Genomic DNA, 21170 nt, shown 5'->3' on the forward strand with positions numbered 1-21170 from the left:
TACTACATTCTGCCCCCATTTTTTGTATGTTGAGCTATCTTTCAACACCTCTGGCTTGGAACAAATTAAACATAACCAAACATAAACAGCACGAACTGACTCAAGCTTGAACTACGACGAGTTCCCCAAGCCGTAGCCACTATATCGAAATTTCTGACAGGATAGCAGAGCTTAAATCTTGAGAATTATGAAATAATCCAGCCTTAATCTTTTCTTGAACTCTTCTTAGATTGCCGATAGTACCGTCAGAGCATATATGTCTGCATTCTACTATTTCAGATTTTACTGAGCCGCCGACAGGCTTGTTCTAGATGCCTGCTAGATATCTGAAAGAGGTTGGCGCATAGAGTTTTTATGCACCTCTAATTTCCATGTTTTTACGAACTCTCACTTGCTCTGATTTTCGATTCTAATCCGGCTGTTCTGGCGCTTTTGAGTTTAGTTTGGCAGTTACATTCAACAATGGATTATTACAATGCTTGAGAAATGGATTGGGAAGCGTGGGTCACGCTTTTTGGCTGGATTTATAGCAGCGTTTGGGTTGGCCATCGTGGTGGCTGCCTGCACCTCCGGCCCTGTGACTACAAACCCTGGAACGGGCGTTTCGACGGGTTCAACGACTGCAACTGGGGGTTCGGAAACGATCACAGTGTATACCGCGCTGGAGGATGACCAGCTTGCGGAGTACATTCCCATGTTTGAGAAGTCTCATCCAAATATAAAAGTGAATAAAGTACGCGACTCTACGGGAATTATCACTGCTAAACTGCTGGCCGAAAAAGACAATCCCCAAGCTGATGTCGTGTGGGGAACGGCGGTGTCGAGCTTGTTGGTGGCCGATCAGCAGGGAATGCTGGAACCCTATGCTCCAGCAGGCTTAGAAGCCGTGCAGCCCCAGTTTCGCGATGACCGGAATCCGCCGACTTGGGTCGGGATTGATGCCTGGATGAGCGCCTTCTGTGCCAACACGGTGGAACTGGAGCAAAAGGGCGTGCCGGTGCCGACCTCCTGGGCGGATCTCACCAAGCCGGAATACAAGGGCATGATTGTGATGTCGAACCCGGCCTCTTCGGGGACGGGCTTCCTGTCGGTATCGGCTATTTTGCAAATGATGGGGGAAGAGCAGGGCTGGAAGTATCTCGATGCGCTGCATCAGAACGTGGCTCAATATGTCCACTCTGGCTCCAAGCCCTGCAAGATGGCGGGCGCTGGCGAGTATCCCATCGGCATTTCCTTTGACTATCGGGCTGTGAAGCAGAAAAATGACGGGGAGCCGATTGCTGCCGTGTTTCCAACCGAAGGATCGGGATGGGACATTGAGGCGAATGCGCTGGTGAAGAAGGCGAATATCAAGCCTGGTGCGAAGGTTTTCCTGGACTGGGCGATTTCTCCAGACATCATGCGGGAGTATGCCAAGAATTTCCCGGTGACTGCGGTGAAGACGGATGTGCCGATTCCTGAAGGGTATCCAGCTGATCCGACCAAACAGTTGATCAAGAACGACTTTAACTGGGCCGCCAAGAATCGGGATGCGATCTTAGCTGAGTGGACAAAGCGCTACGACAGCAAATCGGAGCCTAAGTAGGAACCTGAGTCTGAACAAAGGTAGGAATGAAAATGAGACATGGGCTGGAGTGGGGCGATCGCCCTTATCACCCAGCAAGCAATTCAGTGAATTAACTCCAGGAATTCGCTCACTGATTCCTACTGATTCCTATAGTTCCTACAGAATGTCCAGAGATCACTCAGAGGATGAATCGGTTTTGTTGGCTTGCAAGTCGGTTCATCCTCTTTTCCCCATTTGGCACTTTTTCGAGCTTTATTTTGAGCGTTATCTGAATTTTTCAAAATCATGACTTACTCGCCTGATCAGCCTGCGATGACTCGCCCAGTTTCCCCAGTCGGTTCATCTGCGTCCGTAAGAATGCCTGTTGCCCATACTGAGGGCGATCGCGCTCTGGCGACTCCTTACTTGCAAATTGAGAATGTCCACAAGCGCTTCGGCAACTTTGTGGCGCTGCGAGACATTTATCTGGACGTGTATCCGGGCGAGTTTGTCTGTTTGCTGGGGCCGAGCGGCTGTGGAAAGACTACGCTGCTGCGGATTATTGCAGGGCTAGAGCAGCAGACCAGCGGGCGCGTGATCCAGGCGGGGCGAGATATTTCAAGCCTGCCGCCTGCCCAGCGAGACTTTGGCATCGTGTTCCAATCCTACGCGCTGTTTCCCAACCTGACAGCAGCACAGAATATTGCCTACGGGCTGCAAAACGCCAAGATGCCCAAAGCGCAAATCGATGCCCGCGTTGCAGAGTTGCTGGAAACCGTTGGTTTAGCAGGATTTGGAACCAAGTATCCGGCCCAGCTTTCGGGCGGGCAACAGCAGCGGGTGGCGCTGGCGCGGGCGCTGGCCCTGTCTCCTGGGCTGCTGCTGCTGGATGAGCCGCTGTCGGCGCTGGATGCCCAGGTACGGGTGCGGCTGCGGACGGAGATCGCGCAACTGCAAAAGCGTTTGGGCATTACCACCATTATGGTGACGCACGACCAGGCAGAGGCTCTGGCCATGGCCGATCGCGCTGTGGTGATGGACAAGGGCTACATCGCCCAAGTCGGCACGCCCCACAGCATCTATCAGCGTCCAACGACCCCGTTTGTGGCGAACTTCATCGGGGTCATGAACTTTTTGCAGGGCGTGGTAGCTCCCTCTGGGCAAGTCCGCTGCGGCAATCTTTTGCTCGATGCACCCCGCAATGAGTTTGACGTGAATACGCCAGTGCAAATTGCGATTCGTCCAGAGAATGTAAAAATCCTGCCGCAAAAGGATGCCTTTGACAGCAGCTTGCCGAATGTAATTGCGGCGGAGCTAGCGGAAGTGGAGTTTCTGGGGTCTGGTTATCGAATTGGGATGCGACTGGAGGGTGATGCCAGGGATTTGATCACCAGCGAACTGCCCGCTGATGCGGCGGAACGGCTGGATTTGCAGGTGGGCGCAGCACTGGTGGTACAATTGCCGCCCGACTGCATTCAAGTCTTTGCCCAGGAAGCTGTAGGAGCCTGAACCATGACGACTTCTCCTGCTTCCTCGTCTCTGGGCGATCGCCTCTTTCCGCTGCAGGTGCGCCACGTCATCACCCGCGAAGATTGGATCATGCGGCTGATGCTGGCGATCGCCACATTATTTCTGCTTACGGGCGTGGTGCTGCCCTTGGTGCCGATGATCCAGCGGAGCTTTCAGGATGCTGAGGGCAACTGGGTGGGCTGGGCCAACTACGCTCGCTACCTGACCACGCCCTCGCTGCTGGTGTCATTCACAAATACAATCTCGGTGGCGATCGCCAGCACGCTCTTATCCGTCATTTTAGGATTCCTCTACGCCTACGCGCTGACGCGCACCGCTATGCGCGGCAAAGGGATCTTTCGCATTCTCGGTACTTTGCCGCTGTTTATTCCGCCGCTGGCCCATGCGATTGGGCTAATTTACCTGTTTGGTAATAAGGGCCTGTTTACGACTGGATTCTTTGGGCTGTTGCCGCCGTTTGATATCGGACTCTACGGCCCCGTTGGCATTACTCTGGGCGAGGCGCTCTACTGCTTCCCGCAGGCAGTCGTGATTCTGGCGACCGCCCTCAGCCTGACGGATGCCCGCCTTTATGAAGCCGCCGACGTGATGAGAACGCCGCCGCTGCGGACGTTTTTGACAGTAACGCTGCCCAGCGTCAAGTATGGGCTGATGAGCGCCATTTTTGTCTGTTTTACCCTGGCCTTTACCGACTTCGGCGTACCCAAGGTGGTGGGCGGCAACTTCAACGTGCTGGCCACCGACATCTACAAGCAGGTGATTGGCCAGCAAAATTTTTCGATGGGCGCAACTATCAGCGTTTTTCTGTTGTTGCCAACGGTTTTAGCGTTTATCCTCGATCGCATCGTGCAGCGCCGCCAGACAGCAATGGTCAGCGCCAAGTCGGTGCCCTACCAGCCCAAGCCCAAGCCCGCCCTCGATTGGCTGATGTTTGCGATTTGTGGGGCGATCGCCTGCTTTGTGCTGCTGGTATTTGCGGCAATCGTCCTGGCTTCGATCGTCAAGGTCTGGCCCTACAACTTTGAGCCAACGCTGCGGCACTACAACTTCAACGCAGTCGGAGGCGGGGGCTACGCTGCCTACTGGAACAGCATTCGCATGTCGCTCTATACGGCGATTTTTGGGACTGCTGCTGTCTTTGCGATCGCCTACCTCGTCGAAAAGGGCAAAGGACTCAAGGGCTTGCGGCTGGCCAATTATTTCCTGGCAACCATTCCCTTGGCGCTGCCCGGACTAGTGCTGGGGCTGGCCTACGTATTCTTCTTCAACAATCCCACCTGGAATATTGGCGGGCTGCTGCTCAGAAACCCGCTGAACTGGCTCTACGGCACGATGGCCATTTTGGTGCTGTGCAACGTGATCCACTTTTTCACGGTTTGTTTTCTCACGGCCACCACTGCCCTCAAGCAGATTGATCCAGAGTTTGAGTCGGTATCTGCCTCGATGCGGGTGCCGTTTTACAAAACCTTTTGGCGCGTCACGCTGCCGCTCTGCGTTCCAGCCATTTTAGACATCGGCATTTACTTTTTTGTGAACGCGATGGTGACGATTTCTGCCATCGTTTTTCTCTATCCACCGACGCTGCCGCTGGCGGCCGTAGCCATTGTCAACATGGATGATGCTGGAGACATTGCGCCCGCTGCGGCCATGTCTACCCTCATCGTGGTCACCAGTATCGGCGTGCGCCTGCTGTACTGGTTTTTGACACGCGGCCTGCAAACCCGAACCCAAGCCTGGCGATCGCAGGCAAGATAACTCCAGGCAAGATAACCCCAGGCGAGAGTAGGCTACAAATCTTGAGCCTCGTAAACTTGCTGGCTGAATCGCTGAAAGTCTTCCTCGCAGAGCTTTAGCGCCTCCACCGCAGCCGCATACCCAGCCGCATCAAACAAGTCTCGCTCGCGGATCTTGGGCAGCCATGAGCGCAGCTTGCTTAGCTCTGCTTCATTTTCATCGAGTTCAGCAAAGGTAAGATTCTTCTTTTGCCGCTCACGCTCTAGCTCTTGGTGAAAGTCCTGGCAGCGCCCTAGAAATTCCTCATACTCGGCCGCTGCCTGCTGCTGAAATCGCTCGATCAGTCTTGAGTTTTGTTTATCTTCTTCAATTGTGACGGTCAGCAGGTCTGCCTCCCCCCCACCGTTAATAATTTCCATCGTCAGTGCCTCTAGCTGTCTCTGCAAATTCTGACGCTGGGGCAGCACGCAAACCGATTGCTGGAGATATAAGCCTCCCCATCCTTTTAACTTTCGCCAGACGTAGACCCTCTGCGTGGACGGCTGAGAGGGAACCCGGTAGATCAGCAGATTCCAAGATTGACGAGACATAGGCTTATTGTAACAGGTGTTGCATTTATCCTGGAGACGTGTCAAACTCTGATGCAACACTTGTTGCTTAACCCGCTTGTTGCCTGATGATGCTTTAGAAGCGGTTGCTCCCCTGGAAATTCTGGGAAGATTATTTACTACAAATTCTCTGGCATGAAAAACTCTGCACTTTGGTTCGTGGTGTGTTTGGGGGTGGTGAGTCTGTGCGCGGATGCAACTTATGAAGGGGCGCGGAGCATTACGGGTGCGTATCTGGGTAGCCTGGGCGCAAGCGGCGCGGTGGTGGGTTGGGTGGCAGGGCTGGGCGAACTGATTGGCTACGGGTTTCGGCTGGTCATTGGCTATTTGAGCGATCGCACTCGACAATATTGGCGCATCACTACGCTGGGCTACTGCATCAACACGGCCGTCGTGCCGCTGCTGTCGCTGACCACCACCTGGCCCGCCGCCGCCGGACTGATGATCGCCGAACGCACGGGCAAGGCCGTCCGCACGCCGCCGCGAGATGTGCTGCTGTCCCACGGCGCAATGCAGATCGGGCGGGGATTTGGCTTTGGGCTGCACGAGGCGATGGATCAAATTGGGGCTGTGGGCGGGCCGCTGATGGTGGCGGCAATGCTGACCTGGCAGTATGGCTATCGCGGCGGCTTTGCGATTCTGGTGATTCCGGCAGTGTTGGGGCTGCTGGTGCTGCTGGTGACGCAGCAGATTTATCCCAATCCGAGGGACTTTGAGCCGCCGACTCCGGCGGATTTGCACACGGAGGGGCTGCCGCGCCGCTTTTGGATTTATCTGGGGGCGATCGCCCTGGTTGCGGCGGGCTATGCCGACTTTCCGCTGATTGCCTTCCATCTGCAACGGACGGGTGTGGAATCTACCAGCCAGATTCCGCTGCTCTATGCGCTGGCGATGGGCGTGGATGCGATCGCCGCGCTGCTGTTTGGGCGCTGGTTTGACCGGGTGGGGCTGGGCAGCCTGATGCTGGCGATCGCCCTGTCGCTGCTGTTCGCGCCGCTGGTCTTTTTGGGCAGCTTCCAGACGGCAATCTGGGGCATGGTGCTGTGGGGCATTGGCATGGGCGCACAGGAATCCATCATGAAGGCGGCGGTTGCGGGTATTGTCCCGCCCCAGCGACGCGGCTCGGCCTTCGGCATTTTCAACACAGGCTATGGGCTGGCATGGTTTGCAGGCAGCGCCCTGATGGGTACGCTCTACGATTTTTCGCGGCCCGCCCTGGTGATTTTTTCGGTGCTGATCCAAGCCCTATCGCTGCCGGTTCTGTTTTTCGTCGCCAGGGGTGCGCGTCCGTCCTGACGCTGCCACCGTACTTGGTTCACGCACTAGCACCTACTCTTTCCGGCTCTACACTGCCAGCAGCGGCCTGCACGCGCTGCGCCTGAATTGCGGTGATGGCAACGGTGTTGACGATATCGGGCACGGTGCAGCCCCGGCTGAGGTCGTTGACGGGTTTTCGCAAGCCCTGGAGGATGGGACCGATGGCGACGGCGTTGGCAGAGCGCTGCACGGCCTTGTACGTATTGTTGCCCGTGTTTAAGTCGGGGAAGATAAACACCGTGGCATGGCCTGCGACCTTGCTATCGGGCAGCTTGGTTTTGGCGACGCTGGCATCCACCGCCGCGTCGTATTGAATCGGCCCTTCGATTTGCAAATCGGGACGCTGGCTCTGGGCAATGCGAACCGCCTCGCGCACCTTGTCCACGTCTTCACCTTTGCCGGAGTCGCCCGTGGAATAGGACAGCATCGCCACCAGCGGCTCGATGCCAAACAGAGCAGCGGTTTCCGCCGAGCTAATGGCAATGTCGGCCAACTGCTGCGGGTTAGGGTTGGGATTCACGGCGCAGTCGCCGTAGACCAGCACGCGGTCTTCCAAACACATGAGAAACACGCTGGAGACGATGGAGCAACCGGGCTGCGTGCGGATAAACTCCAGTGCGGGACGGATCGTGTGGGCGGTGGTGTGCAGCGCCCCCGACACCATGCCATCCGCCAGTCCCTTATAGACCATCATCGTGCCAAAGTAGCTAACATCGCGCATCAGGTCGTGGGCAAACTCCAGCGTAATGCCCTTGTGCTTCCGCAGGTCGTAGTAAGTCTGGGCAAAGTCTTCCTGCCAGTCGGATTCCAGCGGGTCGATCAGCGTTGCGTCGTCGAGATGAAGCCCCAGGGCGGCGATCGCCTCCTGGATCTGTCCCCGGTTGCCCAGCAGCGTCACGTCTACCACATTGCGTTGCAGCAAGATTTCGCTGGCCCGCAGGATGCGCTCGTCCGTTCCCTCTGGCAGCACGATCCGCTGGCGCATTGTCTTTGCCTGCTGGATCAGTTCATATTCAAACATCAGCGGGGTCATGCGCGTCGAGCGGGCCACCTCAATACGGGCCTCCAGCCTGGACAAATCCACCGACGATTCAAACAGCCCCAGGGCGGCAGCGATTTTGCGCTCGTTGAATGGGTTGAGCTGGGCGCGAACCTGGCTGGCGCGGGTGGCGGTTTCGTAGGTGTCGGTGGCGACGGCGAAGATGGGCAGGGGCGATCGCCGAAAACTGTCTAGCAGCGCCCGCACCGACGGAGCTAGTTCCAGCCCGCCCGTCAGCGCGATGCCGGAAATTTTGGGATAGTCTTCGGCAAACATGGTCGTCAGACAGCCCAGCACGATGTCTGCGCGATCGCCCGGTGCAATCACCAGCGCCCCTTCCTGGAGGTGCGTCAAAAAATTGGGCAACTGCATTGCTGCCACCTTATAGCTCAGCACGTCGCGGTTGAGCTGGCTGTCGTCGCCCATGACCAGCACGCCGCCCAGCGTGTGCATTACTTCGGCAACCGTGGGCCTGGTAATGCGCGGCTCCTCTGGCAACAGGAACACGGGGTCGTCGGTTTGCCATGCAGCCTGGAGGCGATCGCCCAGTTCCTCGCGCATTTCTGGCGCGATCCGGTTGATGAACGTAGCGGCGATCGCGCAGCCGTAGTTGAGAAACGCCTCCCGCTCCGTCCGCACCGCGCTGATCAGTTCCTCCAGCGACTTGCCCTCGCCGCTCGACACCAGGGCGATCGGGGCCGCTAGCAAATTTGCCACCTGCGCGTCAAAATCATCCACAAAGGCAGACCCGATTTCCGTCGCGTCCACCCCTTCGCACACCACGAAATCGCACTGTGCCTCCAGTGTTTTGTAAGCCTCTACAACCCGTTTCAGCAGTGTATCGGTACGGCCAGTGGCTAACAGCGCCTGTGCCTCCTCATGGGTGAGGGCATATTGCGAGTCGTAGGGCGCGGCAATGGCATAACGACTCCGCACCAGGTCAATATCGTTGTCCGGCGCGTCGCCCGCATGGATTACCGGACGAAAGAAGCCCAGCCGCCCCACCCGTTTCGACAGCAGTTCCATCAACCCCAGCAGCACCAGCGACTTGCCGTTGCCCGGTTCGATTGCGGCAATGTAGAGATTTTTAAGCATAAGATTTTGAGCGGGGGCGATCGCCAGCGAATCTCGCATTCAACCTTAGCCTGGTTTCCTCGGCCGCCGAAGCCCAATGCGATTGCTCCACATTCTACGCAGGCGCTTCCAGAAGATTTGGTAATCCTGGACACGACGCACGGCGCACCCAGCTTGTCTCGATCAGGAATGTCAGGAGTTCTCAATGAAAACGCAGTATTACACCGCAACTAGCCTGGATGGCTACATTGCCGATGCCAACCATTCTTTGGAGTGGCTGTTTCAGTTTGGCGACCCAGAAGACGGCAGCTATCCCAGCTTTATTCAAGAAGTGGGGGCGATCGCCCTGGGCGCCACCACCTATGAGTGGATTCTCAACCACGATAGCCCCGACAATCCCAACGCTGACCCAGCGCAGCCCGCCTGGAGCTACACGCAGCCCGCTTGGGTGTTTACCACGCGCACGCTGCCCGCGATTCCGGGTGCGGATATTCGCTTTGTGAAAGGCGACGTGCGTCCGGTGTATGAGGAAATGCGGGCGATCGCCCAGGACAAAAACATCTGGGTAGTAGGCGGCGGCGACCTGGCAGGGCAGTTTTATGACCACGGGCTATTGGATGAAATTATCGTGACCATTGCCTCGGTAACGCTGGGCAGCGGTGCGCCCCTGCTGCCGCGCCAAATTACCACGCCGCCCCTCAAGCTGGTGTCTGCAACAACCTATGGCACGGCCTTTGCCGAACTGCGCTATGCAGTGCAGCGAAGCGTCGATGCCGTCTAGTCTGGTCTGGCTCGGCCTATGCCGCCGCTTCGACCTTTTGCAGGAGTTCTTGAGCCAGCGACTCAAAGGACGCAAGCGCATTCTCGGCAGCGGTGCGGTCTTGGGCGCTGAGTCCATCCAGAGAATCAATCGCAAACAGCGGACAGCCCTCACTCTGAGACTTGGACACGATGTTGAGGCGGGGCACCCAGGTTGCCTCAGAAAACAGTTGCACCTGATTGCCCCCAGGCAGCTTATTTAAGCGTCCGTACAACTCTTCAACCATCGACAGGTTAAAGGCCCGCGAAGTGCGATCGTGCATACTGACTGCAATACCCACGATGGGCAGCGGCGTTTCGCGAAACTGCCCGACTTCTTCGACCTGTCCCAGGACAAATTCCAGCGCCCGGATGGGATAGGGCGAAAGCTGAGTCGGCACTAGCACACCCCCAGAGGCCATCAGAGAAATGCGGTTTACCTTGCCAAAGGAGGGCGGCGGGTCGATAAACACAAAGTCATAGTCCTGGCTTTTGAGCTTTTTGGCCAGAATGCGATCGCTGTCCACAATCTGAATCAGTTGATTCTCCATATTGCTGAGGCGAATATGGGAAGGCACCACGTCTAAAACCACACTGCCCCAGCGCTTTTTCACAATTACGTCGTCTAGCACCAGCCGGGGTTCAGTCAGCAGATGGGTAATGTCTTTTCGCCCGACTTTTTCTATATCTTCTAGCGGGTCGATTCCCAGACCCGTCGTCAGGTTTGCCTGTGCGTCGATGTCGATCAGCAGCACCCGCTTGCCCCTTTGCGCCAGGGCCGCAGCTAGGTTAATCGTTAGGGTGGTTTTGCCCACGCCACCTTTGTTGTTAAAAACGGTGATGATCATAGCGTTTCGGGGTGCAGTGAGGGGAGATAAATCGGGCTGTATTGGCAGAACTGAGAGAACCTGGGGGTCGTGCGATAGTTGGGCGATCGCCCGCACAAGCTGTTCGTGAATTTTGCGGTGGCTGCTGCCAAAGACCTCCATGACGCGATCGCAATTTCGCTTCCACAGCAGCGACCCCAACACCCGATAGCTTTGATACAGGTAGTCGCGGCTGTAGTTCCAGAGCGAGTGAACCGTCTCGCCATCGTTGTAAAGCAGGCGAAATTGCTTGCCGTTGGTCAACAGTCCCAAAATGCTGCCCGAAGCGAGCAGATAATCCCGCAGTTGCCAACTATTGTGGGCGATTGACTGTTTGGGAGATTTGGCTTCGATGATTAGATAGTGGCAGTAGGGAGCAGACTGCTGCGCTCTGAGCAAAAAGTCAACTCGCTTTTTGCCAAATGGAACCTGCTGAAGAATATCCTGCGGCCGATAGCCCAGCAGTTCCAGCATGGGCAAGAGGACTTCGGTTTCCAGGGCTTTTTCAGATTTGCAGTCATCGACGCGCTCCAGCAATGCACACCAGCGCCGATGAAACTCCTCTGAAATTGCCATAAGAAATTGCCATCAAAAATCGCTACAAAGCCCGACCCTACGTTCGTCGCCCAACCTATCTTGGCACAGGGCAGCCCGCCCCAGCTACTCGCTGACCGCCCGCTGCAACCAGGCTTCGATGCCGTCGGCCAGGGCATCGGCCAGCCGCGCCTGCTCTTGGGAATCGACAATCCACTCGAATTCAAAGGGATTGATCATAAAGCCGAGTTCTAGAAGGACAGACGGCGCGACGGCAGGGCGCGTCAGGGCGAGATTGTTCCAAAACACGCCGTAGGAGGGGCGATCGCGCGTTTCCACCAGATAATCATGCAGAAATTCCGCCAGGTCTTGCGCCTGGTTTTGATACCAGAACGTGCCGATGCCTGCGGTGTTGATCGCATCGCCATCGTCGGGCAGAGCGTTGTAGTGAATGCTGAGGGCGAGGTGCGGCTCTTGCTCCACGATCATGGCGGCGCGTTCGTTGGGGCCGAGGTCGATGTCTTCGGTGCGGCTCATGATCACCGTTGCGCCTTTGGCTTGCAGGCGATCGCGCAGCAGTTTGGACACAATCAGCGCCACGTCTTTTTCGGGATAGCCCGTGGGGCCGCGAGCGCCGAGGTCATCCGGGCCGCCGTGGCCGGGGTCGAGAAAAATCCGCAGTCCCGTCAGCGGTTGCCGCCGCGATGACGACAGCACTGGCGGGTTTCGCAGCGACAGCACCAGGCTAGTGCCCTCGTAGCGTAGCTTATAGCCCCACTGGTGGCGCGAGTTAAGCTGCACGGTGTATTGCACCTGGGTTGGGGAAATTTGCTGCCAGTCGAAGCGCTGAATCAGGCGATTGCGCGGCACGAAGATTGTGTCGGTTTGGGCGACGGTGTGGTGCAGGGTTAGGGAGAGAGTGCGATCGCCCTGATGCAGCGACACGGGCACGGGTGCTTGCAGCGGAAACACGATTTCCGTCCATTCCCCCGCGGGGCGAGAGCGAACGCCGCGAATCAGCGTTTGGGGCGGCGCGGCATTGGGCACGGGCTGCGTCTCAGACTCGCGAATCCACGCGCCATAGCCCAGCCGCAGCCAGCCGCCCTCGCGCCCCGTCACCACATCCCGTGTGCCCTGGGGCAAGGGCGTGAGGCGGGAATAGTCGGTGCTGGGGCCAGTGCGGGCGGTTCCCGATGCAGCGACCACCTGCACCACAGGCGGGTTTAGCAGCGGCAACAGCGACACGCTGCCGGGAGCCGTCTGGCGCACCGTTTCGCCGCGAAGCTGGAGTTGATAGTCTGGCTGTCCCAGCATGACGGTCTGAGTCGGGTTCGGCAGCACAGCCCCGGTGGAAATCGCGTTGCCGTAGGTAAGGATCGGCTGGCTCAGCGGCAAGCAGCCCTGGTAGCGCTGGGCCGCCTCCACCACCGCGGGCTGGTTCAAGTCCGTCAGCACGGCGGAGTTGGGCGGCAAATCCACGGCGCTGGGCTGGGGCGCGAGGGGAAGGGTCTGCCCCGCAAGGCTGACGGAAACAGTGGCATTGGGCGGGGCGATCGCCCCAAAGCAGACCGTTTCTCCCGGCTGTCGCGCCACGTCCACTGCCGGCCACAGCGACCCCTCGGCAAAACTAGCGCCCACCGGAGCCGCCGCCCCTGCCGCCACGCGCACCACGCGAATCACCAGCGTCTCGCCATCGCGCCGCAGCGTGAAGACGTTTTCGCCCAGTTCTAGCGGAAAACTGGGGGCAAAGTGGCCGGCTGGACTGCGCTCGATGGGCTGCCCGTTGACCGTCACCTCGCCGCCGGGAGCCGCCGTGCCGATCAGAAAAATGCGGCTGGCGGTGGTTTCGTGGCCGTCGTCGGGATAGACCACGCCCAGGGGCTGCTCGGCACGGGCGATCGCCGCCATGCTCACCATCCCCACCGTGCCCACCAGCGACAGCCCCAGCCCGTGTTTGATCCAGTTCATAATCTACCCAGGTTCAATCTCTGCAATCCAGCTTCGCAATCCAGCTCTGCAACCCAGGCTCAATCTGCATCGGGCAGCGCTGCGGCAGCGGGCGATCGCTCCCAAAATGGCTGAATTGCTTTTACTTCTGCTTTCACGCCTAAAAGAAGTCGCGTGGCACATCCTGCGTTAGACGAACTTCGATAATCTGGTTCGGCAGAATCGTGGCAGGCTGGGGGGCAGTGATCAAGGTCGTCGCCGCTCCAGCCCCCGCCCCCAGGGCCAGCCCCACCAGCCCAATGCCGCCTGTCAGCAGGCCCAGCAGCAGCGCCCCACCTGCACCAATGGCGGAATTCCGCAGAATGTCTTCTTCGGAGATGCGGCGATCGCCCGACAGTCGATCCGACCGCCCCTCAAGGCGCTGGTTACGCCCGTTCACGCTGATTGCCTGCACCACAAAGCGACTGCCCTCGCGGTTTGTTTCAAACCGTCCTAAAAGCTGGCTGTCCCGTGGAAACACCACGCGCCCGCTGTAGTCGCGCACGGGTTCTGTTAATACAAGAACTTCTTGCCAGGGGCGATCGCCACTCAGCGTCAGCGGTACGCGGCCGGGATACCGCGCAATCATCGACGTTCCCGATGGCAGCAGCACGTTCGGGTTAAATGGTGTCGCGGCGACCGACGCAGCAGGCAGGCGACTGGCGCTCGACGGGCGACTCGAAACGCCTTCATTCACCACACCCGGCGCAGGTTGCAGCACGGGAAGCGATGGACTGGGCGAGGCAGGCGCACGATTCACCTCAATCGGAACAATGGGTTCGGGCGTAGACGCAACTGGCGCAGGCGCAATCGGCGGCAGCGGATCGGGCAAAATTGGAGCCGCCGCAGGAGCCGCACTGGGAACTGCACTGGGAACCGCACTGGGAACCGCCGCAGGAGCCGCATCTAGGGGCGGAATCGTCACCGTGACCGGCCGCCCGTCTGGCGCGGAGGGCGGCAAGGTTGCGGGAATCTGCCATGCGCCAGAAGCACTGCTGCTAGGCGGCGTGGGAATCGAAACCGCGCTGGGCGCAGTCGCCCCTGGTGGCGTGGTTTGCAGTGTTGCTGGCATGGTTTGCAGCGCCGCAGCGGGTGAACTGGCGGGTGGTGCTGTCGCTGGGGCTGCGGGCGGAATCTCAACGGGCACAGGCGGGGCGCTTGGCAACGGCGTTTCAACTGGTAGCTCGTTGCGACGAATTCGCACGGTGGTATTGCTGCCCGATAGCTCAGGCGGAATCGGAGAGGACTGGGACGGCGTTGTGGCAATGACAGGCGGCGGCGCGGGCTGGGGAAGGGCTGATGCAGGCGGGAAAGCTTGCGGCTGGGAAACTTGTGGCTGAACAGATTCAGGCAGAGCCGCAGGCTGGGGCACGACTGGCGCAACGGGCGGCGCGGCAGGAAGTCCGAACGGTTCCGCAGGCGGGATAGACGGCGCAACGGGCTGAGTTGCAGTGGTCGTCGCCCCCACCAGCACCGGACGCAGCACCCAGCGGCTCTGTCCGCTGGACGCAGGGCCCACCTGCTGAAGCTGCACCTGCTCTGGCGCAAGGGTGGCATCGGGCGACAGTTCCATCACAATTCGCGTTAGCCCGGGCTGAAACTGACTCACGCGCACCTGCCGCACTGCGCCGCCATAGACTTGCCCAGCCGACACTGCGCCCACATCGGTGTTGGGCAGATCCATGACAATTCGCGTCGGCTGCGCCAGCAAAAACGTGCGTGGCGTTACGCCTGCGGGCACCGTCACCTCTAGCTGCGTGCTGGCGGGGTCAAACTGCCACTGGGTCAGGGTGGAGGCCTGGACGGGCGCGGCGGTTGTGGAGAGGAGGGTGGCGATCGCCCCCAGGCTAATCATGGAAGGGTTTGCCGCCATCGCCGCCAGTCCTAAACTTGCCCCCCATCGCCGCAGTCGAGTGCTGCTCAACCGCTCATTCAGACTTTGGTTCCGCCTTCCGTTCCGCTTGCCATTCCGCCGTGTTGCCTGTTGCATAATCCCTAAAACCTGACTGGCCTAACCCGCCGCGCAGCCCAAAGCATAACCCAACTTCCCTGAAACAGACTCAAACGCTGCGTGTAGCGGCTTACGAAGATTTTAACCGCTTGGTCTGGTGTCAAGTCTAATGAACCTGCGCCAATTTCTCAACTTTTTTTCGGTTGCGCCTCGATGGAGATGATTTTGGAGGAAAATGCACTGCTTCGTGCAACTTTGTGCAACTTTGTACAGCTTTATAGACGACTTTCTTTATAGACGACATAGACGACCCGGAAGAGCCAAAGTTCAGGAACCTAGACAAATCGTATTTCACCCGATCGCCCGTGGCAGCAAGCCCCAATCGCCTAGTAAGATGGTTCAGAATGATAACCATTCTCAAATCGGCTTCGCCCCAGATTGACTGGGCAAAACCGAGATTGAATCGGTTGAATCAGCGCTCCATCAGGAGGTGTGAATTGCAAGAGGTTGTGTTGGCCGTGGAGCGGCTAACGGTGTATCGAGAATCCTATGCGGCGGTGCAGGAGGTGTCCTTTGTGCTGGAGGCGGGCACCGACACGGCGATCGTCGGCCCAAACGGTGCAGGTAAAAGCACGCTGGTTCAGGCGATTTTGGGGATTTTGCCGCGTCAGGCTGGGCAGGTGCGGTGTTTGGGGCATCTGCTCAGTCCGTCGGGCAAGTTGCCTATGAGCGTGCGGCGACGAATTGCCTACCTGCCGCAAAATCTGCTGTTTGACCGACGCATCCCGATGACCGTGAGTGAACTGGTGGGGTTGGGCTGGGATGCGCTGGGAATGCAGTGGCCGTGGGCAGGTGGGGGCGATCGCCATCGGGCTGTGCTGGATGCGCTGGAGCGAGTCGGCGCAAGCCATCTGCGCCATCAGCCCATCAGCGGCCTCTCAGACGGCGAAACGAAGCGCGTGCTGCTGGCCTATTGCCTGGTGCGTCCCCGGCGGCTGCTGATCCTCGATGAGGCACCGGCGGGGCTGGACGTGCGCGGCGAGTCAGAGTTCTATCGTTTGCTCAACCAGCTCAAACAAGAGCAGGGCTGGGCGATTTTGCAAATTTCCCACGACCTGGAAATGGTGCGCCGACACTGCGATCGCGTGCTTTGCCTGAATCGTCGTCTGCTGTGCCAAGGCGTTCCTGAAGTTGCGCTCGCTCCCGACAACTTGGCTGCTGCCTACGGCTCAGAGTTTGTGCAATATCGACACATGCATTAGTGCCATGTCTCTTCAAGCTGATTTGATTCGCGTGATTGAGCTATTTCAGTTCCCGTTTATGCAGCGGGCGCTGATGGGTGGCGTGCTGACGGGGCTGATGGGCGGCATGTTAGGCAGTTTCACCATCCTCAGACAGCTTTCGTTCTTTAGCGATGCCTTGGGGCATTCCACCTTACTGGGCATTAGCCTGGGCGTGCTAATGGGCATTAGCCCGTCGATTGTGTTGCTGCCGTCGGCTGTGTTGTTTGCGTTGGGCGTGAATTACTTGCTGCAACGCACTCGCCTCTGGACAGACGCACTGCTGAACATTATCTATTCTTCATCACTGGCGATCGCCGTTATTATCCTCAGTTTTGTGGATTCCTACAAAGGCGGCCTCAACAATCTCCTGTTTGGAGACATCTTGGCTATTCAGTATTCTGACTTGTGGACGAGCGGCATTCTGCTTTGCATCTGTGTTCTATTCGTCAGCCTGTCGCTGCGGACACAAATGCTGATGACGCTGAATGAACCGCTGGCGATCGCCCGTGGCGTGTCTGTTGAGGTTCACCGTACGGCGTTTATCGTGCTGCTATCGCTCGTCGTCGGGGTGTCGATCAAGGCGATCGGGGCGCTGTTGGTGAGCGCCTTTGTGGTGATTCCTGCCTGCGCGTCGCGACTGCTGAGCCGCACTTTCTCCCAGTATGTGCTGCTGTCGGCCGCCCTGGGAGCCATCAGCGCCCTAGTGGGCATTGGGCTATCGGCCTGGTTTAACCTGCCGTCTGGGCCCAGCATCGTCGTGACGCAGTTGGTAATCTTTTTGGGGGCGATCGCCTTCTCCCAGCTTCAGCCCACCGCCGTCCGCGCCTGACCAGCCCCTTGTTTGGCAGCTAAATCTTTGACCCGCAGCCCGCAGATGGTTCAGTCCACCCGACACGTTATGCAACGTCACTCAAAAAAAGAAGTCCTGTAGGACACGCGACCCTCTCGATCGATTGAGATATATCGCTTCTTTTGAAGCTCATAGACAATCAGTTCCTTATCCACCTCGGAGATGCCCCCCTGGAACTGAAACATCGCCCCAATCGAGTTCAGCAATGTGGTCTTCTTGGTCGGCTTTGACTTAAGCAGTCGTTCTGCAACGTACTGGATCGTTTCTGGGTCGTGGGCCCGGGATTCTTTTTGATCGGGATGTGCTTCTTCCTCTTCTTTTCGTGCTAGCTGAATGAGATGCTGGGCCAGCCGGAACTTTTCCCGATACGTCAGTTCCTCACAAATATCCAATATTTCGTTGTAGGCTTCGCTGTTCATCTCAGGCTTTGTCCGTCTCAGTCTTTATTCAGGGTATTTGTGTGTCCAGTATCAATTCTCTCTGGTGGCGCTACGAGTGCAACGGGTGGCAGCCTCGCAGACGCTTGACTGGCAATCCAAAATTGCAAATCTAAAATCGAGAATCGATAAACGCCAAAGGCAGAAGGTCGTCTACCATGCGGCTAGAGAGCAGCTAGAAAGCGGCAACAAGTACCGCTTTCTAAAGATACGTCAGATACTTTAAAAATACGCTGGTTTCGCCTTAGCGGAGTGCGCTGCTGCTCTTCCCAGCCGGTTGCAGTTCTGCGGTGCGAACCGATAGTGTGCGGGTCAGATCGCCGCGCTTTACCGTAATCTGGAGCGGCTTGCCCAGTTCACTGTTTTCCACAATGGTTTGCAACTGGTCAGCACGGGTAATGGCTTGCCCATTCACCTGCGTAATCACGTCACCGCGACGGATGCCGCCCTTGGCAGCGGGGGAATCGGGCACAATCCCCATGACCAGCGCCCCGTTCACCTCTGGCAAAATCAGGGTCGCGTTGGGGTCTTCGTTGTTGTCTCGCGCTTGTTCTGGAGTCAGCGTGGCAATTTGCACGCCTAGGTAGGGGTGCTGCACAGACTCGCCGCGAGCTAGCCGGGTGGAAATGTCCTTTGCCTTGTTAATCGGGATGGCAAAGCCGATGCCCATTGCATTGGCGCGGATGGCGGTGTTGATGCCAATGACTTCGCCCTTCTCGTTGAGCAGGGGGCCGCCAGAGTTGCCGGGGTTAATCGCGGCATCGGTTTGAATAAAGTCCAGGCGCTTGTCGGGAATGCCCACGTCGGCACTGGAGCGGTTGAGCGTGCTGACGATGCCCAGGGTGACGGTGTTATCCAGTCCCAGGGGGTTGCCAACGGCGATCGCCCAGTCTCCCACCTGCACCGCGTCCGAGTCGCCCAGCGTGGCCACCGGAAGGCGATCGCTCGTGTTGATCTTCACCACTGCCAGGTCGGTCACTTCGTCTACGCCGCGCACTTCGCCATCAAACTGGCGACCATCTTTCAGGCGCACCGTCACCCGGTCGGCATCGTCCACCACATGGGCATTGGTCAAGATCGTGCCATCAGCGCTGATGATAAATCCCGACCCCTGCCCGCGAAGCCGCTCCTCATAGCGACCGCCAGGGGGCATCATGCCATCGCCAAAGAACTGGCGGAAAAAGGGATCGTTGAACATCGGGTCTACGTTTCGAGAAACCGTGCGCTCCGTGTCAATCCGCACGACCGCCGGCCCGACCCGGTTCACCGCTGCTGCCACAAAGCTGCTCCCGCGCGCTGCCCCCACGGGCACATCAGCCGACGCAGATGGAGTGGTCAGCGGATTGAGCAACAGCAGCCCACACAAAAACACCATCATCAGCCGCGCCACAACCCGACGCGGCGCTTGTAACTTCAGCCCATTCATGAACCTGTCCCGTTGCATGGCAATTTCTCGTCTCGCGCAATAACTCTGAGCGTGCCGGAACGCCCTTGATGCATACAGCGCTCCATCGTATATCTTAGCGATCGCCCTTCATTAGCGACACTCCAATGGCGGTACGGTTTTCAGGACTGGGCTAAGATGAGGGCAGTTTGGATCGCCGATGAGCTAACCCGATCACCTGCTCTGTGGCAGTAATTGTCTAGCACTGCTCGTTTTGTCCCTTTCTTGCCCCTATCATGACCGCCCCCAAGCTTTCGCAAAACAGCCCTGAGCATTCCCATTCGCAGTCTGATGCGGCGCACCTGCATACCGACCCTGCGACGCCCGAACACGCCCACATCCACAGCGAGGAATCGCTCCGGCAAATCCTCAACCGGCTATCCCGAATTGAGGGGCACATTCGCGGCATCAAGCTGATGGTGCAAGAAAGCCGCCCCTGTCCTGATGTGCTGGTGCAAATTGCTGCTGTGCGGGGAGCGCTGGATCGCGTGGCGCGGGTCATCTTGGACGAACACCTGACCGAGTGCGTCGGCCGCGCTGCCCAGAATGGCAATATCGAGCAAGAACTGGAAGCCCTGAAAGCCGCGCTGGATCGATTTTTGCCGTAGATTCTGCGCTGATGACTGGCTCAGTTTCCGGCGATCGCCAGTTCCTCCCGCAGCATCTCCTCGTAGATATAGGGCAGCGAGGCGCTCATGGAATTGGTTTCGATGCCGTAGCCCAGACTGGTCCAGGTGGGGGAAAGGATATACAGCACGTCCTCGATGGCCCCGTCGCGCAGCAGTTGGGCCAGGTCTACGCCCCAGGCCTGGGGGTCGCTGAGCCAGGCATAGACCACAGCATCTTGATATTCTGGCTCAAAGCTGTAGCTGCGCCAGCGCCACAGGCCAGACGGGTTGGGGTGATAGGTCTGCGCCTGCTCTAGCCAGGTGGAGGTGATGAACTGGTAGCGGCCCGCAGCCGTGGTGCAATCGCCCAGATTGGGCCCTGCGACGATGGGAACGCAGCGGTCGGGATGCTGGGAAAAATCCTCGAAGCGATCGCCCCCATAGATCAGCGAATAGGGCCGCGGATCGTTGGACTCGCTGGCAGAAATCGTCCGCATTAGCGCTCGAATGTAGGGGTCGCCGCCCTTCATCCGCAGGGGAATCGGCGTGACGCTGCCGACGGGTTCTCCACTCCGGGGCAGAGATCCGTCCCAGCCCATCACTTTTTCCACGACAGGCAGCGCCATCAGCGCCAGCGCCCCCATCAGCAAAATGCGGGTCACGGTGCTGCGCTTGGACGGCAGCGGCTTGGGGGATGAGGTTGAAGAAGGAGGAATCAGAGTCACGAGTTGGCAAGAAGGTTCAGCATTGTGGAGTACCCAGTGGAGTAACCCAGTGAATTACCCAGCCTGGATTTAGGCGATCGCCCCAAACAGTTCACCATAGGAACGGGCGGGGGCATCGGGACGGGCCACCACTTCCACGATCTTATTGCGGGCTTCCGGTAAGGTTAGCGCTTCTACGCAGACTTCTGCCACCTTTTTGCGGGGAATGCGCCCGTCAAACAGCGTGTCTGGGCCCTGCATCACCACCGCATCGGGCAGGTCATCTTCCAGCAGCCCACCGGGCCGCACGATCGTATAGGTCAAACCGCTCTGCTGAAGGTATTCCTCCGCCTGCTTCTTCCACACCAGGATCAGCCAGAACAAGTTAAGCGGATGAAATAGCTTGGATACGCAGAGCGACGACACCAGAACAACGTGCTGAATGCCCTGCGCTTTGCAGGCATCCACTAGATTCTTTGTGCCTTCCAGGTCTGTTTTGTAAGGGCCCGTCGGGTCGAAGCTGGGGGCGGCTCCGGTGGCGCAAAGCACGACGGTACAATCGGCGATCGCCGCTTTCAGGCTGTCCGGTTGCAGCACGTCGCCCACCACCACCTCGGCAGCCGGGGGCAACACCTCGCGCCCCCGCTCCAGGTTTCGCACCACCGCCCGCACAGGAATCTCTCGCCGCACCAGTTCTTCCACAATGCGTCGCCCCGTGCGCCCCGTTGCGCCTACCACACAAGCCTTCATCGCAATTCCTCCTGAATTTCAAACCCTGAATTTCAAGCTTGTTCTGCCCGTTCCCGTTGCAGAACCTCCCAAATCCTACCCCAGCCCGCCCGCTTTCCAGGTCGGGAAATC

Annotated in this window: 17 protein-coding genes; 8 read left to right on the plus strand and 9 right to left on the minus strand. The window is 58.4% G+C overall.

The features are described 5' to 3' along the window. Positions 1–514 precede the first annotated feature (514 nt). From IGS16_RS04905 to IGS16_RS04915, 3 genes are all read left to right on the plus strand, one after another. Entirely contained in the window at positions 515–1585 is a 1071-nt protein-coding gene (locus IGS16_RS04905; RefSeq protein ID WP_297083821.1) for a putative 2-aminoethylphosphonate ABC transporter substrate-binding protein, read from the plus strand. A 267-nt stretch (positions 1586–1852) separates the two neighbouring features. Beyond that, positions 1853–3055: a putative 2-aminoethylphosphonate ABC transporter ATP-binding protein gene (locus IGS16_RS04910; RefSeq protein WP_297083822.1), complete on the plus strand. Its 1203-nt coding sequence runs from the start codon at positions 1853–1855 to the stop codon at positions 3053–3055. Between the two features lie 3 nt (positions 3056–3058). Then, positions 3059–4831 carry a putative 2-aminoethylphosphonate ABC transporter permease subunit gene (locus IGS16_RS04915; RefSeq protein ID WP_297083824.1) on the plus strand — a complete coding sequence of 591 codons (1773 nt, stop codon included), beginning with the start codon at positions 3059–3061 and terminating at the stop codon, positions 4829–4831. A gap of 32 nt (positions 4832–4863) precedes the next feature. Here the strand turns inward: IGS16_RS04915 and IGS16_RS04920 are convergent, their stop codons facing one another. Next, positions 4864–5400 (minus strand): Chromate resistance protein ChrB, encoded by a 537-nt coding sequence (locus IGS16_RS04920; protein ID WP_297083826.1) that lies wholly within the window; start codon positions 5398–5400, stop codon positions 4864–4866. A 153-nt stretch (positions 5401–5553) separates the two neighbouring features. Between IGS16_RS04920 and IGS16_RS04925 the strand changes: the two genes are divergently transcribed. Continuing rightward, positions 5554–6714 carry an MFS transporter gene (locus tag IGS16_RS04925; RefSeq protein WP_297083828.1) on the plus strand — a complete coding sequence of 387 codons (1161 nt, stop codon included), beginning with the start codon at positions 5554–5556 and terminating at the stop codon, positions 6712–6714. Between the two features lie 19 nt (positions 6715–6733). Here the strand turns inward: IGS16_RS04925 and pta are convergent, their stop codons facing one another. Continuing rightward, the gene (gene pta / locus IGS16_RS04930; protein ID WP_367185729.1) at positions 6734–8869 is read right to left on the minus strand and encodes a phosphate acetyltransferase; all 2136 of its coding nucleotides are present in this window, start codon (positions 8867–8869) and stop codon (positions 6734–6736) included. A 184-nt stretch (positions 8870–9053) separates the two neighbouring features. On the opposite strand from pta, the gene IGS16_RS04935 reads away from it, so the two are divergent. Continuing rightward, the gene (locus IGS16_RS04935; protein WP_297083832.1) at positions 9054–9629 is read left to right on the plus strand and encodes a dihydrofolate reductase family protein; all 576 of its coding nucleotides are present in this window, start codon (positions 9054–9056) and stop codon (positions 9627–9629) included. Between the two features lie 16 nt (positions 9630–9645). Here IGS16_RS04935 and IGS16_RS04940 read toward each other — a convergent pair whose 3' ends face one another. The 3 genes from IGS16_RS04940 to IGS16_RS04950 all read right to left on the minus strand — a co-directional run bounded on the left by IGS16_RS04940 (position 9646) and on the right by IGS16_RS04950 (position 15022). After that, complete coding sequence (locus IGS16_RS04940) at positions 9646–11088, minus strand: AAA family ATPase (RefSeq protein ID WP_297083834.1); 1443 nt, start codon at positions 11086–11088, stop codon at positions 9646–9648. A gap of 84 nt (positions 11089–11172) precedes the next feature. Continuing rightward, entirely contained in the window at positions 11173–13014 is a 1842-nt protein-coding gene (locus IGS16_RS04945; RefSeq protein ID WP_297083836.1) for an N-acetylmuramoyl-L-alanine amidase, read from the minus strand. Between the two features lie 139 nt (positions 13015–13153). Next, positions 13154–15022, minus strand: coding sequence for an AMIN domain-containing protein (locus tag IGS16_RS04950; RefSeq protein WP_297083838.1), 1869 nt, complete (start codon positions 15020–15022; stop codon positions 13154–13156). Positions 15023–15480: 458 nt separating this feature from the next. Here IGS16_RS04950 and IGS16_RS04955 point away from each other — a divergent pair, with 458 nt between their 5' ends. Both IGS16_RS04955 and IGS16_RS04960 read left to right on the plus strand, forming a co-directional pair. Continuing rightward, the gene (locus tag IGS16_RS04955; RefSeq protein WP_297083840.1) at positions 15481–16245 is read left to right on the plus strand and encodes a metal ABC transporter ATP-binding protein; all 765 of its coding nucleotides are present in this window, start codon (positions 15481–15483) and stop codon (positions 16243–16245) included. A 4-nt stretch (positions 16246–16249) separates the two neighbouring features. Then, a complete protein-coding gene (locus IGS16_RS04960) occupies positions 16250–17095 on the plus strand; it encodes a metal ABC transporter permease (RefSeq protein ID WP_297083842.1) in 846 nt (281 codons plus the stop codon). Between the two features lie 77 nt (positions 17096–17172). Here IGS16_RS04960 and IGS16_RS04965 read toward each other — a convergent pair whose 3' ends face one another. Together IGS16_RS04965 and IGS16_RS04970 are read right to left on the minus strand one after the other, a co-directional pair. Continuing rightward, the gene (locus IGS16_RS04965; protein ID WP_068512037.1) at positions 17173–17535 is read right to left on the minus strand and encodes a hypothetical protein; all 363 of its coding nucleotides are present in this window, start codon (positions 17533–17535) and stop codon (positions 17173–17175) included. Between the two features lie 262 nt (positions 17536–17797). After that, positions 17798–18997: an HhoA/HhoB/HtrA family serine endopeptidase gene (locus tag IGS16_RS04970; RefSeq protein WP_297083845.1), complete on the minus strand. Its 1200-nt coding sequence runs from the start codon at positions 18995–18997 to the stop codon at positions 17798–17800. A gap of 236 nt (positions 18998–19233) precedes the next feature. Here IGS16_RS04970 and IGS16_RS04975 point away from each other — a divergent pair, with 236 nt between their 5' ends. Further along, on the plus strand, positions 19234–19605 hold the full coding sequence (locus tag IGS16_RS04975) for a metal-sensitive transcriptional regulator (protein ID WP_297083846.1): 372 nt from the start codon (positions 19234–19236) through the stop codon (positions 19603–19605). 20 nt (positions 19606–19625) lie between these two features. On the opposite strand, the gene IGS16_RS04980 is transcribed toward IGS16_RS04975, so the two are convergent. Beyond that, a complete protein-coding gene (locus IGS16_RS04980) occupies positions 19626–20330 on the minus strand; it encodes a glycoside hydrolase family protein (RefSeq protein WP_297083848.1) in 705 nt (234 codons plus the stop codon). Positions 20331–20399: 69 nt separating this feature from the next. Beyond that, positions 20400–21059 carry an SDR family oxidoreductase gene (locus tag IGS16_RS04985; protein ID WP_297083849.1) on the minus strand — a complete coding sequence of 220 codons (660 nt, stop codon included), beginning with the start codon at positions 21057–21059 and terminating at the stop codon, positions 20400–20402. Positions 21060–21170 lie beyond the last annotated feature (111 nt).

The organism is Thermoleptolyngbya sp. C42_A2020_037, assembly GCF_015272455.1.
In the GTDB taxonomy this organism is placed as follows: domain Bacteria; phylum Cyanobacteriota; class Cyanobacteriia; order Elainellales; family Elainellaceae; genus Thermoleptolyngbya.

What these genes read in the sequence shown, in the direction of transcription:
- IGS16_RS04910 (WP_297083822.1), top strand. Translation starts at nt 1,853, where the DNA reads ATGACTTACTCGCCTGATCAGCCTGCGATGACTCGCCCAGTTTCCCCA.
- IGS16_RS04915 (WP_297083824.1), top strand. Translation starts at nt 3,059, where the DNA reads ATGACGACTTCTCCTGCTTCCTCGTCTCTGGGCGATCGCCTCTTTCCG.
- IGS16_RS04920 (WP_297083826.1), bottom strand. Translation starts at nt 5,400, where the DNA reads ATGTCTCGTCAATCTTGGAATCTGCTGATCTACCGGGTTCCCTCTCAG.
- IGS16_RS04925 (WP_297083828.1), top strand. Translation starts at nt 5,554, where the DNA reads ATGAAAAACTCTGCACTTTGGTTCGTGGTGTGTTTGGGGGTGGTGAGT.
- pta (WP_367185729.1), bottom strand. Translation starts at nt 8,869, where the DNA reads ATGCTTAAAAATCTCTACATTGCCGCAATCGAACCGGGCAACGGCAAG.
- IGS16_RS04935 (WP_297083832.1), top strand. Translation starts at nt 9,054, where the DNA reads ATGAAAACGCAGTATTACACCGCAACTAGCCTGGATGGCTACATTGCC.
- IGS16_RS04940 (WP_297083834.1), bottom strand. Translation starts at nt 11,088, where the DNA reads ATGGCAATTTCAGAGGAGTTTCATCGGCGCTGGTGTGCATTGCTGGAG.
- IGS16_RS04945 (WP_297083836.1), bottom strand. Translation starts at nt 13,014, where the DNA reads ATGAACTGGATCAAACACGGGCTGGGGCTGTCGCTGGTGGGCACGGTG.
- IGS16_RS04950 (WP_297083838.1), bottom strand. Translation starts at nt 15,022, where the DNA reads ATGCAACAGGCAACACGGCGGAATGGCAAGCGGAACGGAAGGCGGAAC.
- IGS16_RS04960 (WP_297083842.1), top strand. Translation starts at nt 16,250, where the DNA reads ATGTCTCTTCAAGCTGATTTGATTCGCGTGATTGAGCTATTTCAGTTC.
- IGS16_RS04965 (WP_068512037.1), bottom strand. Translation starts at nt 17,535, where the DNA reads ATGAACAGCGAAGCCTACAACGAAATATTGGATATTTGTGAGGAACTG.
- IGS16_RS04970 (WP_297083845.1), bottom strand. Translation starts at nt 18,997, where the DNA reads ATGCAACGGGACAGGTTCATGAATGGGCTGAAGTTACAAGCGCCGCGT.
- IGS16_RS04975 (WP_297083846.1), top strand. Translation starts at nt 19,234, where the DNA reads ATGACCGCCCCCAAGCTTTCGCAAAACAGCCCTGAGCATTCCCATTCG.
- IGS16_RS04985 (WP_297083849.1), bottom strand. Translation starts at nt 21,059, where the DNA reads ATGAAGGCTTGTGTGGTAGGCGCAACGGGGCGCACGGGGCGACGCATT.